Below are 13,045 nucleotides of genomic sequence, written 5' to 3' on the forward strand. Positions count from 1 at the left end.
AACGCGGCGGCCGAATGCATGCGGGGTAGCGGCGCACGGCCGCTTCACACGGGCGGTTCTCGCCTGCGCCCCAGCGTGAAAAAGAACTCGGCCCCTTCGTTGGGCGTGCTTTCTGCCCACACGCGGCCGCCATGGCGTTCAATGATGCGCTTGACGGTGGCCAGCCCGATGCCGGTTCCCGAAAACTCCTCGGGTGAATGCAGGCGTTCGAAGGTACCAAACAGCTTGGGGGCGAAAGCCATGTCGAATCCCGCGCCGTTGTCCCTGACAAAAAAGACGGTGTTTCCGTCGAAACCCTGCTCGCTGCCGACCTCAATGCGCGCCAGCGGCTCGCGGGACGTGAACTTCCAGGCGTTGCCCAGCAGGTTTTGAAGGAGGAGCGACAGCAGGCGGGCGTCGCCCTGCGCGCTCAGGCCGTCCTGGATCTGAAACTCTGCCTGGCGCCCTGGCTCGCGCTCCCGGTGGTCGTTTCCGATGCGCCGGGCAATTTGCGAAAGATCGACAGGCTCTGACTCGATCTGCTTGCGCGTTACCTGGGAAAGGGTCAGCAGGCCTTCGATCAGATCGCCCATGTACTTGACGCCGACCCCGATGCGGCCCAGGTAATGCCTGCCTTTCTCGCTGACCTGGTCGCCATCGATTTTCACCACCAGCTGGCTGAAGGCATGGATGGTGCTCAGGGGCGAGCGCAGGTCATGCGACACCGAATAGGCAAACGATTCCAGCTCCCGGTTCGCCATCTCAAGCTCGAAGGTACGCAGCAGCACCCGCGCTTCGAGTTCGGTGTTCAGGCTGAGGATTTCCTGCTGCTGCTGCCTGCGCTCGGTGATGTCGCGCTCGACCGCCACCCAATGGGTGAACTTGCCGGACTTGTCGGCGATGGGCGCTATGTCGGTTTCCAGCCAGCGCTCCCGGCCGTCCTTGGTATAGATCACAATTTCCGCGCGCACCACCTCCCACCTCGCCATGGCGGCGCGAATCCGGTCCAGTTCGGACCGCTGGGTGTTCGGTCCCCAGAGAAGCTGGGGGGTATGGCCCAGCGCTTCGGCGCGGCTGTAGCCGGTCTGGCGCTCGAACGCATCGTTCACGAAAACAATGCGCGGGCCGCCTTGTTCCAGGGCTACCGCTTCGGTGATGATGACGATGTCGTTCAGGCGCGACACCGCCGTCTGCAGCAGCCGCAGTTGCGCCTGTTCCGCGCGCCGCTGGGTGATGTCCTGAAAGTAAACCGCCAGCCCGCCCGCCGTGGGGTAGACATGGAAATGAATGCACAGGTTCAGCGGCGGGTAAAAAACTTCAAAGCGCGTCGTGCGCTGCTCCTGGAGGGCCACGCGGCATTCGCGCTCCATGCGCGTGCCCAGGGACTCGGGAAACTCCTGCCACAGGGTTTTTCCCAGAACCTCTTCGCGCCGGCGCTGCAGCATGCGCTCGGCCTGGCCGTTGACAAAGGTGAACTTCCAGTCCTTGTCGATCAGGCAAAAGCCGTCGGTGATGCTTTCCAGCGTGGCGGTGAGCTGCGCTTCCAGCGCCAGCGCGCGGTCCTCGGCCTCCTTTTGCTCCGAAATGTCCTGGAACGCACCCTGGATGCGAATAATTTTTCCGCTGGCATCGCGCACCGCCTCGCCGATGGAACGCACCCAGATGCGCCGCCCCCTGGCCGTGTGCTTGGGCAGCACGAATTCATAAGGAATGCCGTATTCGGCGCAATCTTGCACATGGCGGATCACCAGCGGCCGATGCTCGGGGAAAAAGTAGCCGATGCCCTCGTCCAGCGTGGGCGTGTAGCCTGGCGCGACATCGTGGATCAGGCAGTTCTCGTCCGACCAGGTCAGCGTGCGCTCCGGCAGGTCGATCGTCCATCCGCCTAAACGAGCCACCCTGCCGGCAATCCGGCCCATGTAGAGATTTTTTTCCAGCAGTTCGGCGCGCTGCTTGAGTTCGTCAATATCGGTCAGCGTGCCCACCCAGCCAACAAGATGGCCTGCCGCGTCGCGCTGCGGGACCGTGTGGCCCAGCATCCAGCGGTAGCTGCCGTCGGCGCGGCGCAGCCGGCATTCCACCTCGCAGGCTTCGTTGCTGGCGTGCGCCTGAGCCCATTGCGCGGCCACCTGCGCGCGGTCATCGGGATGGATGAACGGGCTCCAGCCGTCGGCCAGGCTGCCCTGCAGGGACGCGCCGGAATAGTCGAGCCAGCGCTGGTTGAAATAAGTCTGCAGGCCGTCGGGCTGCATCATCCAGACAATCTGGGGCAAAGCATCAGCCAGCAGGCGAAACGCTGCATCGCCCGGTTGTGAAGCGCCCAGCACATGCTGGCCGCCGGCGGGCTCCCGGACCGTGCTTGAGGGAGGAATCAGTTCGCTGCCTGCAATGCTCACGCGGTTTCCTTGGTTGCGTTCTGGCGGAATTTCCGGATGCGCCAGCACGGCTCAAATGGCTTGCGGGTTTGCACCGGACCTGGCATGCGGTATTGTGGACCATCGCGCATCGCGCACGCCCCTTTCCACGAGCGACGCATGCCTGCAAAAGAATACCGGATTCTGGCAAGCCCATGGGCTGGCCAGACCGGGCGCAGGCGGTTAAATTACGGCTTTGGCCACCGAAGGGAGACCGTCATGCCCACCCCCCTCGATACGCGCGATGCCCGCCCGCCAGGCCAGCGCCGAACCTTGCTCGTCACTGGCGTCGCCGTTGTGGCCGCCGCGATGGCGCCCGCCGGCTTCAGCCCGGTGCGGGCGCAGGCCCGTTCGCTCCAGCCGACGCCCAGCCAGACCGAAGGGCCGTTCTACCCGGTGGCCCTGCCCGCCGACAGCGACTTTGACCTGCTGCGCAACGGCAACGCCAGCTACGCGCGCGGCCAGCCGGCCTGGGTGGAGGGCACCGTGCTGGACACGGCGGGCAAGCCGGTGTCGGGCGCGGTGGTGGAAATCTGGCAGTGCGACCAGGCGGGCCACTACCACCACCCCGGCGACGGCGACCGGGCCGACCCGGCTTTCCAGGGCTTTGGCCGCGTGACCGTGGACAGCGACGGACGCTACCGCTTTCGCACGCTGCGGCCAGCGCCGTACAGCGGGCGCACGCCGCACATCCATGTCAAGGTGCGTCTGGGGCGCCGCGAACTGCTGACCACCCAGCTTTACGTGGCGGATGATCCGGGCAATGAACGCGACTTTCTCTGGCAGCGGCTGAACGCGCCAGGCCGCGCCGCGCTGACCGTGCCGTTCGCGCCGGACACGGGCGGCCTGCGGGCGCGCTTTCCCATCATCGTGCAGGCCTGAAGCCCTGCCCTTGGCCGGCCCATTTTGCGGGCCGCCGCCCTGGCCGGGCGCCGGGCGTTAAGCTGCGCGCCATGGATTCACTGACGCAAATCGCGCTCGGCTCGGCCGTCACCGTGGCCGTGATGGGCCGGCGCACCGCCGTGTGGAAGGCCGCGCTCTGGGGCGCCGTGGCCGGCACCCTGCCCGACCTGGACGCCTTCATCGACCATGGCAATGCCATTTTGAACATGACGCGCCACCGCGCCGAAAGCCATTCGCTGCTCTATGTGACGCTGGCGGCGCCGCTGCTGGCGTGGGGCGTGAGCCGGCTGCACGGCGAGCCGGCGCTGCTGCGGCGCTGGTGGCTGGCGCTGTGGCTGGCGCTTTTCACGCATCCGCTGCTCGACGCGATGACGGTGTATGGCACGCAGTTGCTCCAGCCGTTCAGCGACCATCCTTATGCCGTGGGCAGCATCTTCATCATCGACCCGCTCTACACCGTGCCGCTGATCGTCGGCGTGGCGCTAGCGCTGCGCCTGAAAAGCCAGCGCGGCCTGCGCTGGAACGCGGCCGGCCTGCTGCTGAGCACGCTCTACCTGGGCTGGAGCGTCGGGGCGCAGCAGCAGGCCACGCAGGTCGCGCGCGCCTCGCTTGAAGCCCAAGGCATTGCCGCCAACGGGCTGCTGGTCACGCCCGCGCCGTTCAACACGCTGCTCTGGCGGCTGGTGGCGACCACGCCCACGCAGTACCTCGAAGGCCATTATTCGCTGCTGGACGACTCCCCGCGCATCCGCTGGAGCGCGCATGACCGGGGCGCAGCGCTCATGGACCGGCACGGCCACGAGCCGTCCGTCGCCCGCATCGCGGCCTTCAGCCACGGTTTTTACCGTCTTTCGGAATCCGGTGGCCGCCTGTTCGTGACGGACCTGCGCATGGGCCAGGAACCGGCCTACACCTTCCATTTCAACCTCGGACCGCCTGCCGCATTGGCCGGGCAGGCGCTGGCCCCGATGCTGCAAAGCCAGCGGCCCGACCTGGCCACGGCGCTGCCCTGGCTGTGGCGCCGCATGTGGGGCCAGGCGCCGTCGCTGCACTGACAAGCGCGGGCTTGCAGCCCGCCGATTCCTGGCCAGCCGGCCCAAGTGTTGTAAATGCCTTGAGGTGAAAAACGCAAAGATGTGTTTGAATGAAGTTCGGACGGCTCAACCACAAGGAGTGCTCGATGGAATCCATTCAAGTCCTTCCCCAGGCGCCCACCTTCACCCTACCCGTGGCCAAGGTGCGCAGCGTCTACCAGATCACCGATGTCGAACGCAAGCTGGGCAAGCTGCAACACCACAGCGAGTCCCGCGAACACGACAGCCTGCGCGCCACCTACGAGCGCATGCTGGAGCGCGGCCCGGAGCGTTTCCAGATGAAGCCCAGCGGCATTCCCGAGATGGCGCCGCTGTACGACGCGCTGCCCAACTTCACCGACGTGCTCGACGACGTGCGCCGCCATGTCGCCCTGAGCCACGACAGCAGCGACGGCCTGGAGGTTACGCCGATGCTGCTGCTGGGCCAGCCAGGCATCGGCAAGACGCATTTTGCGCGGCAGGTGGCCGACCTGATCGGCACCGGCATGAACCTGGTGTCGATGGGCTCGCTGACCGCCGGCTGGCTGCTGTCGGGCTCGGCGTCGCAGTGGAAGGGCGCCAAGCCGGGCAAGGTGTTCGAGTCGCTGGTCGATGGCCGCTACGCCAACCCGGTGATCGTGATCGATGAGATCGACAAGGCCGCCAGCGACGCGCAGTACGACCCGCTCGGCTCGCTGTACAGCCTGCTGGAGCACGACACGGCCTCGTCCTTCGTGGATGAGTTCGCCGAAGTGCCGATTGACGCCAGCCAGGTGCTGTGGATCACCACCGCCAACGACGAGCGCGCCATTCCAAAGCCGATCCTGAACCGGATGAATGTGTTCGAGATCCAGCCGCTCACGCCCGCGCAGGCCAGGCACATCGCACTGCGCCTGTACCAGTCGATACGCGCCGGCCACGACTGGGGCTCGCGCTTCGACGACGCGCCGCCGGGCGATGTGCTGGACAAGCTGTCTTGCTTGGTCCCGCGTGAAATGCGGCGCGCCCTGATGGCCGCCTTTGGCAATGCGCGGCTGGCCAGCCGGGGCCAATTGCAGGTCGATGACCTGCCGCGCGGCGCGGCCGGCAAGGGGCGGATCGGGTTCATGCAGTAGCCGGGGCGCGCTTTTCAGGCGCACCTCTGTCTTCCGCGAGCCAGTCGGGGCATTCACTTTGCTCGGCGCAATCCCTGGCGCAAAATCATCCGGCGCTTCAACCACGGCACGCAAGGCGCCTGACAGCTTTTTGCTACTGAATTTATAGCTGCTTGCGCAGACTGCGCATGCGCAAGCAGCCTATTTGAAGCTAAAAAATCTGTTTTCCGGTTAAACCAGATGCGCGCTAGTCCCGCCGCCCGCCCCCAGGGCAAGCGCTGCGGCCATCTGGTTGCGCCGGTACTCGCCCTGCCGCTCCAACATCCAGCCGGGGTATTCGGCAGGCAGGCTGCTGGCGTCGCCGATCTGCTGGAGTTCGGCCTGGCTCAGCACCACCACTGTCGCGGCGATGTTGTCAGCCAGCTGCTCGGGCCGCTTGGCGCCGACGATCACGCTGGTGACCTGCGGCTGGTGCAGCAGCCAGGCCAGCGCCACCCGCGCCACCGACACGCCATGCGCATCGGCGATGGGCCGCATGGCGTCGATGCAGCCCCAGGCCTTTTCCTTGTTGACCGGCGGAAAGTCGAAGGCGATGCGCCGGCTGCCTTCCTCGGTTTGGCCGTGCTGGTCCCTGCCGTACTTGCCGCTCAAAAAGCCGCCGGCCAATGGGCTCCAGACCATCAGGCCAACGTTCTCGCTTTTGAGCATCGGGATCAACTCGCGCTCCAGGTCGCGCCCGGCCACGCTGTAGTAAGCCTGCAGCGACTCGAAGCGCGCCAGGCCCAGGCGTTCGGAAATGCCCAGCGCCTTGGCAATCTGCCAGGCGGCCCAGTTGGACACGCCGATGTAGCGCACATGGCCGTGGCGCACCAGCTGGTCGAGCGCGCGCAGGGTTTCATCGATGGGCGTGGCCTCGTCGAAGCCGTGGACCTGGTAGAGGTCGATGTGGTCGAGCTGCAGGCGCTTGAGGCTGGCCTTCACGCCGTCCAGGATATGGCTGCGGCTCAAGCCGCGCGCATTCGGCCCCTCGCCCATGCCACCGAACACCTTGGTCGCCACCACCACGTTCTCGCGCGGAATCTTCAAATTTTTCAGCGCCTGGCCGGTGATCTGCTCCGACAGGCCTTCGGAATAGACATCGGCGGTGTCGATGAAGTTGATGCCGGCATCGACCGCCTGGCCGATCAGCTTTTCAGCGTCAGGCTGCTGCAGCGCGCCAATCTGGCGCCACATGCCTTCGCTGCCGCCGAAGGTCATGGTGCCCAGGCAAAGCTCGGACACGAAAAGGCCGGTACGGCCGAGGGGGTTGTAGCGCATGTCGATGGACTCCATGAAAGGGGTTGACGGCCGGGCGGCGAAGCCCGGTGCAGCCTTTCAGCATAAACGCCACCGGCCGATGCTGCAGGCGCCGAGAAATTGCAGGCGAACAAGTCCTGCAACCCTTCATTGGCTGTATGCCACTGCGAAACTAAACCATGTCACAACTGGCTCATGCCGCCATCGACGATTAGTTCCGTGCCAACGATAAAAGCCGCATCCCGAGAGGAAAGGTAAACGACGGCGCTCGCCACCTCGTCGGGTGTGCCAAAGCGTTTCAGCGGGATCTGCGCCTGAATGCCTGCGGCCAACTCACCCAGTTGCTCGCTGGACATGCCGAGACGGCCGTAAAGCGGCGTTTGCACCGGACCCGGACTGACGACATTGACACGGATGCCTCGGCCGATCAACTCGGACGACAGGGTTTTGGCAAGCGAAATCAACGCCGCCTTGCTGGCCGCGTACACGCTGGAATTCGGCATGCCGATATGCGCATTGATCGAGCCATTGAGGATGATGGCCGCGCCCTGGTTAAACAAAGGCAGCAAGGCCTGGATGGTGAAGTAAGCGCCCTTCACATTGACGTTGAAGCTCTCGTCCCAGAGCGCTTCGTCAATTGCTTCCAGCGGCGCGAATTTGGCCACGCCGGCATTGATGAACACGGCGTCCAGCCTGATGCCTTGCTCGGTCAGCGCCGCAGCCAGTTTTTTGGCCGAAGTGGCGTCACCCGCATCGTTGCGCAGAGCGATGGCGTCAGGGCCGAGTTGCGCCGTGGCCTGGTCCAGTGTGGCCTGGTCGCGCCCGGTGATGACCACCCGTGCGCCACCTTTGGCGAACGCCAGCGCGGTGGCCAAGCCGATGCCGCTGTTGCCGCCGGTGACGAGTACGGTTTTGTTGTCGAAGTTTGCCATGATGAATTCCTTAGGTTGAAATGAAAGGTGATGAAAAAATGAATCGGATCAGGTCCGGGTGATCGACGCGCCGCCATCGACCAGCGAGGCCGTGCCGGTGACAAAGGACGAATCCTCCGAAGCCAGGTACAAAACCGAACGGGCCAGCTCTTCGGGCGTGGCAAGGCGCTTTAGCGCATGCAGGTTGGTCACGAATGACTGGGCTTCGGCGGTGCTGTTCATGCTGCGGTACATCTCGGTATCGACCGCGCCCGGCAGGATGGCATTGACCCGGATGCCTTGCGGGCCGTATTCCGCAGCCAGGGCCTGCGTCAGCCCGATCAGTCCAGACTTGCTGGCAGCGTAAGCGGCTACGCCCGGAAACGCAAAGGTGTGGCCGACAAAGGTCGAAGTGAAAATAATCGACCCGGCGCCGGTCTTGAGCATGGCCGCGAGCTGGTGCTTGGCGCCATAAAAAGCGCTGGTCAGGTTGGTGCTCAGGGCTTCATTCCAGCCGTCTGCCGAAATACCGGTGCTCGGGCCCATTTCGCCTAGCGTGCCTGCATTGTTGAAGGCAATGTCCAGCCGGCCAAACCTTGACTCGGCCAGTTCCACCAGCGCTTGCGCAAAGGCTTCCGACTGCACATCGCCGGCCAGCGCCACCGCAACGCCGCCTGCGGCTTCAATCTCGGCCACTAGGCTGTCCAGTTCCGCCTGGCGGCGAGCGGCGACCACCAGCCGGGCGCCTTCTGCGGCAAAAAGCTTGGCGGTGGCGCGGCCGATGCCGGAACTGGCGCCGGTCACGATGGCAACCTTGTTATGGAGTCTTGAGCTTGGGTTCATGATGATGTCCTGATTAGTTGAATTTGCCGGGAAGGCCTGGGCTCGGTCAGCTTCTGCGCCAGCCGATGAATCCAATTTACGATTCATTCTTTATTTGTGAAATGGCTAAAAGCTGTTTTAATAATTCAGCTTTTATGAACGATATAACGAGATGATCGACCGACTGCGCGCTTTCGAGGTGTTTTCAGCGGTGGTGAGCCGGGGCAGCTTCACGCGTGCGGCCGACGCGCTGGAGACCTCGCCGGCCAATGTCACGCGCTATGTGAACGAGCTGGAAGCGTATCTGGGCACGCGTTTGCTGAACCGCAGTTCACGCAAGCTGTCGATGACCGAAAGCGGCGAAGCGCTGTACGAGCGCAGCAAGACCATTTTGGCTGAGGTGGCCGAGGCGGAGGCGCTGGCGTCATCCGCCTCCCTGCAGCCGCGTGGGCGCTTGCGGATCAATGCGCCGCTCAGCTTCGGCGTGCTGCATCTGGCGCCGCTGTGGCCTCGCTTCATGCAACGCTACCCTGACATCGAGCTTGATGTTGCACTGAGCGACCGGGTGGTCGATATCGTCGAGGAAGGCTACGACCTGGCAATTCGGATCTCGCGCGCCGGGCCTGCCACCCATGCGGCGCGCAAGCTGGCGACCTCGCAAAACATCGTCTGCGCCTCGCCAGCCTATCTTGAGGCGTATGGGCAGCCCCGGACACCGGCCGACCTGCTGGCCCACCGCTGCATCGGCTACACCTATGCGGCCACCGCCGATGAATGGCATTTCATTGACGGGCATGGCCGGGACCATGCGGTGAAGGTCAGCTGCGTGATGCACACCAACAACGGCGACACGGTCAGGGCAGCGGCCATCGCCGGCCAGGGAATCATCTGGCAACCGGGTTTTCTGATTGGCCAGGACCTGAAGGCCGGCCGGCTGGTGCCGCTGCTGCCGGGCTACCGGATGCCTGATATCGACGTGCTGGCCATCTACCCGACGCGCCGCCACCTGAGCACCAAGGTCCGGGTCATGGTGGACTTTCTGGTCGAGGCTTTCCAGGCCGCGCCCCCATGACCGGAACGTCGCACGCCGTCAGACCAGCCAGGCCACCGCAGCCGAAAAGCTGAAAAACGCCAGCACCGTGGACAGCAGGATGATTCGCGCAATCCGCCCGCTGTCGGCGCCAAAGCGCTCGGCCAGCAGGGCCACATTGCTGGCGCTGGGCAAGGCGGCTACCAGTACCAGCACGGTCAGGGTGAAGCGGTCCAGCGGCAGGCCCAGCGCGATGGCGCCCAGCCCCAGGCCGCCCACAAGCACCGGGTGAACAATCAATTTTATAAGCGCTATGGGCATATAGCGCCCTACTGGCGTGCGTGAGGCGCTATTCATTTGTGAGCGAGCCAGCACCGCGCCAATGGTGAACAGCGCGACCGGCGAGGCGGCGTCGGCCAGCAGGCTGAGCGTTCCCATGATCGGCTTGGGCAGCGCAAACTCCATGCCAGAGGCCAGCGCACCCAGGGCAATCGACCACGGCAGCGGATTGGCCACCACGCTCTTGAGCGCCAGCCGCCCCGCCCTGGCCGCGCCGTGTTCATCGGCGCCATCCAGCCGCGACAGGGCAATGCACAGCGACGAGGTGACCAGCATGTCGATGACGATGGTCACAATCGCCGGCCCGGCCGCCTGCGCGCCGAGCAGCGCCACCAGCAGCGGCACGCCCATGAAGCCGGTGTTGGGAAAGGCGGCCACCAGCGCGCCGAACGCGGCATTGTTCCAGCCCGCGCCCTCGCTGGCGCCTTGGTCGCGGCGCAGCGTCACGGCCACGGTGAAGGCGACGATCAGCAAGGCGCACAGCAGGTACACGGCAATCAGGCTGCCGTCGAGCAGCTGCGCAATCGGCGTGCTGGCGCCAAAACGGTAAAGCATGCAGGGCAGCGCGAAATACAGCACAAAGGTGTTGAGGCCTGGAATCGCCGCCTGCGGTAGCAGCGCCCGGCGGGCGGCGACATAGCCGCAAAGAACCAGCGCAAAGAAGGGAAAGGTGACGGCGAGGATGTTGAGCACAGCGCGTATTGTCTCCGGCCGGGTCGGCCTTCAGGCGACTGGCTATGATGACCGCTGCTTCCGGCCTCCCTCTTGTTCGCCGGCCTGGTTCGCCGGCCTTTCCCGGCCTTTATTCCGGTACGCCTATTGGCACCCCTCAGACTCCCCGTCCGCATGTCTTCACCTTCTCCCGCATCGCCCATCGCCCACGGCCTCAATCTTGCCCAGCAGGAAGCCGTCAACTACCTGCACGGCCCGTGCCTGGTGCTGGCCGGCGCAGGTTCGGGCAAGACGCGGGTCATCACGCACAAGATCGGCCGGCTGATCCAGATGGGCATGCGGCCCGAGCAGATCGCCGCCATCACCTTCACCAACAAGGCCGCCGCCGAGATGCGCGAGCGCGCCAAGAGCCTGATCGGCAAGCAGGCCAAGGGCGTGCTGATCTGCACCTTCCATGCGCTCGGGGTGCGCATGCTGCGCCAGGACGGCGCGGTGCTGGGCCTGAAGCCGCAGTTTTCCATCCTGGACAGCGACGACGTGACCAGCATCCTGAAAGACGCGGGCGGCAGCACCGACGTGGCCACGGCGCGCCAGTGGCAGTGGACCATCAGCGCCTGGAAAAGCCAGGGGCTGAACGCCGCCCAGGCCGAAGCGCAGGCCAGCGGCGACGAGGAACGGCTGGTGGCGCGGGTGATGGGCCACTATGAAGAACGCCTGGCGGCCTACCAGAGCGTCGATTTCGACGATTTGATCGGCCTGCCGCTCAAGCTGCTGAACGAGCATGAAGCGGTGCGCGCCAAGTGGCAGGCCGCGCTCGGCCATGTGCTGGTCGATGAATACCAGGACACCAACGCCACGCAGTACGAGGTGCTGAAATTATTGGTCGGCGAACGCGGCCGCTTCACGGCGGTCGGCGACGACGACCAGTCGATCTACGGCTGGCGCGGCGCGACGCTGGACAACCTGAAAAAGCTGCCGCAGGACTTCCCGACGCTCAAGGTGGTCAAGCTGGAGCAGAACTACCGCTCGACCAGCGCGATTTTGCGCGCCGCCAACAACGTCATCGGCCCGAACCCCAAGCTGTTCCCCAAGACGCTGTTCAGCGAACTCGGCGAAGGCGAGCCGGTGCGGGTGGTCGATTGCGACAGCGAGGAGCACGAGGCAGAGCGCGTGGTGGCCCGCATCCAGAGCCTGCGCGCCGAAGGCAGCCTGCAGCCCGAAGGCAGCCAATACCGGGAGTGGAAGGATTTTTGCGTGCTGTACCGGGCCAACCACATGGCCAAGCCGTTCGAAAAAGCCTTTCGCAAGGCCAACATCCCGTACAAGGTGTCGGGCGGGCAGAGTTTTTTCGACCGCGCCGAAATCAAGGACCTGTGCAGCTGGATGGTGCTGCTGGTCAACAACGACAACAACCAGGCCTTCATCCGCTCGGTGACAACGCCCAAGCGCGGCATCGGCCATACCACGCTGGCGGCGCTGGGCACGTTTGGAGACACCTACAAGCTCAGCCTGTTCGAGTCGCTGTTCAGCAACTCGCTGGCCTCGGTGCTGCCGGCCAAGGCGGTCGGCTCGCTGCAGGAATTCGGCCGCTACCTCAACGACCTCGAATACCGCGCCAAGCGCACCGTGGGCGCGGAGGACGCGCGCGTTTTCCTGACCGACTGGCTCAAGGAAATCGACTACGAAAAGCACCTCTACGACGGCGAGGACAGCGAAAAGGTCGCGGCCGCGCGCTGGAGCAATGTGATGGATTTTTGCGACTGGATATCGCAGCGCTGCGGCGGCCAGATTGACGACGCGTCGGGCGCGACGGTTGAAAAACCGACCAAGACCATGCTCGAAGTGGTGCAGACGATCGCCCTGCTTTCGACCATCAGCGAGCGCGAAGGCGACCAGAACGTCGTGACGCTCTCGACCCTGCATGCGTCCAAAGGCCTGGAATGGCCGCATGTGGTGCTGGCCGGCGTGAATGAGGGGCTGCTGCCCTTCAAGCTGGACGATGACGACGGAGTGAACACCGACAGCATCGCGCTGCGCCTGCAGGAAGAGCGCCGGCTGATGTACGTCGGCATCACTAGAGCCCAGCGCACGCTGGCCGTGAACTGGCTGCGCAAGCGCAAGAAAGGCCGCGACTTCATCGCCGGCGTGCCCAGCCGCTTCATCGCCGAAATGGCGCTGGACAAGGCGACCATCAAGGAAGACCCGCGCGAAAAGCTCAAGGCCCTGCGCGCCGAATTCGCCAAAAAGGCCGCCGATGGCTTGGTCGCGGCGGCCGCGGCCAAAGCGGCTTACGACGGCCGGTAAGCCAGGGTTTTGGGCCTCCAGCCCGTGGCTAACCGCAAGAATCAGGTTTCAGATACCATTGCCGGCCCGGCATTGATGGCCGGGCAGCCACCGGGGAGTCTTCTTTTTCGACAGAACCGCCTTGCGCCGCGACCAGCGCCTTGACCGATCCATGCATTCCAACATCTTCCGACTCGCTATTTTTTTAGTAGCATTCAGCGCTCTTGCA

Annotated in this window: 10 protein-coding genes; 5 read left to right on the top strand and 5 right to left on the bottom strand. The window is 64.8% G+C overall.

The window, feature by feature from the left end; translation table 11 throughout:
• Positions 1-44 precede the first annotated feature (44 nt).
• Positions 45-2,375 (bottom strand): PAS domain-containing sensor histidine kinase, encoded by a 2,331-nt coding sequence (locus EC86_RS0114290; protein WP_232229891.1) that lies wholly within the window; start codon positions 2,373-2,375, stop codon positions 45-47.
• 237 nt (positions 2,376-2,612) lie between these two features.
• On the opposite strand from EC86_RS0114290, the gene EC86_RS0114295 reads away from it, so the two are divergent.
• From EC86_RS0114295 to EC86_RS0114305, 3 genes are all read left to right on the top strand, one after another.
• Positions 2,613-3,275 carry a dioxygenase family protein gene (locus EC86_RS0114295; protein WP_456299397.1) on the top strand — a complete coding sequence of 221 codons (663 nt, stop codon included), beginning with the start codon at positions 2,613-2,615 and terminating at the stop codon, positions 3,273-3,275.
• Positions 3,276-3,346: 71 nt separating this feature from the next.
• Positions 3,347-4,351, top strand: a complete 1,005-nt coding sequence (locus tag EC86_RS0114300; RefSeq protein ID WP_029526372.1) for a metal-dependent hydrolase — start codon at positions 3,347-3,349, stop codon at positions 4,349-4,351.
• Positions 4,352-4,476: 125 nt separating this feature from the next.
• Complete coding sequence (locus EC86_RS0114305) at positions 4,477-5,484, top strand: AAA family ATPase (RefSeq protein WP_029526373.1); 1,008 nt, start codon at positions 4,477-4,479, stop codon at positions 5,482-5,484.
• 210 nt (positions 5,485-5,694) lie between these two features.
• Here EC86_RS0114305 and EC86_RS0114310 read toward each other — a convergent pair whose 3' ends face one another.
• The 3 genes from EC86_RS0114310 to EC86_RS0114320 form a co-directional block, all read right to left on the bottom strand.
• Complete coding sequence (locus EC86_RS0114310) at positions 5,695-6,780, bottom strand: aldo/keto reductase (protein WP_029526374.1); 1,086 nt, start codon at positions 6,778-6,780, stop codon at positions 5,695-5,697.
• Between the two features lie 161 nt (positions 6,781-6,941).
• Positions 6,942-7,691, bottom strand: coding sequence for an SDR family oxidoreductase (locus EC86_RS0114315; protein WP_029526375.1), 750 nt, complete (start codon positions 7,689-7,691; stop codon positions 6,942-6,944).
• Positions 7,692-7,739: 48 nt separating this feature from the next.
• Positions 7,740-8,513: an SDR family oxidoreductase gene (locus EC86_RS0114320; protein WP_029526376.1), complete on the bottom strand. Its 774-nt coding sequence runs from the start codon at positions 8,511-8,513 to the stop codon at positions 7,740-7,742.
• Positions 8,514-8,667: 154 nt separating this feature from the next.
• Between EC86_RS0114320 and EC86_RS0114325 the strand changes: the two genes are divergently transcribed.
• Positions 8,668-9,564 carry a LysR family transcriptional regulator gene (locus EC86_RS0114325; protein ID WP_029526377.1) on the top strand — a complete coding sequence of 299 codons (897 nt, stop codon included), beginning with the start codon at positions 8,668-8,670 and terminating at the stop codon, positions 9,562-9,564.
• A gap of 18 nt (positions 9,565-9,582) precedes the next feature.
• On the opposite strand, the gene EC86_RS0114330 is transcribed toward EC86_RS0114325, so the two are convergent.
• On the bottom strand, positions 9,583-10,554 hold the full coding sequence (locus EC86_RS0114330) for an AEC family transporter (protein ID WP_029526378.1): 972 nt from the start codon (positions 10,552-10,554) through the stop codon (positions 9,583-9,585).
• A gap of 153 nt (positions 10,555-10,707) precedes the next feature.
• On the opposite strand from EC86_RS0114330, the gene EC86_RS0114335 reads away from it, so the two are divergent.
• Entirely contained in the window at positions 10,708-12,837 is a 2,130-nt protein-coding gene (locus EC86_RS0114335; RefSeq protein ID WP_029526379.1) for an ATP-dependent helicase, read from the top strand.
• Positions 12,838-13,045 lie beyond the last annotated feature (208 nt).

This window comes from Polaromonas glacialis, assembly GCF_000709345.1.
Lineage (GTDB): Bacteria > Pseudomonadota > Gammaproteobacteria > Burkholderiales > Burkholderiaceae_C > Polaromonas > Polaromonas glacialis.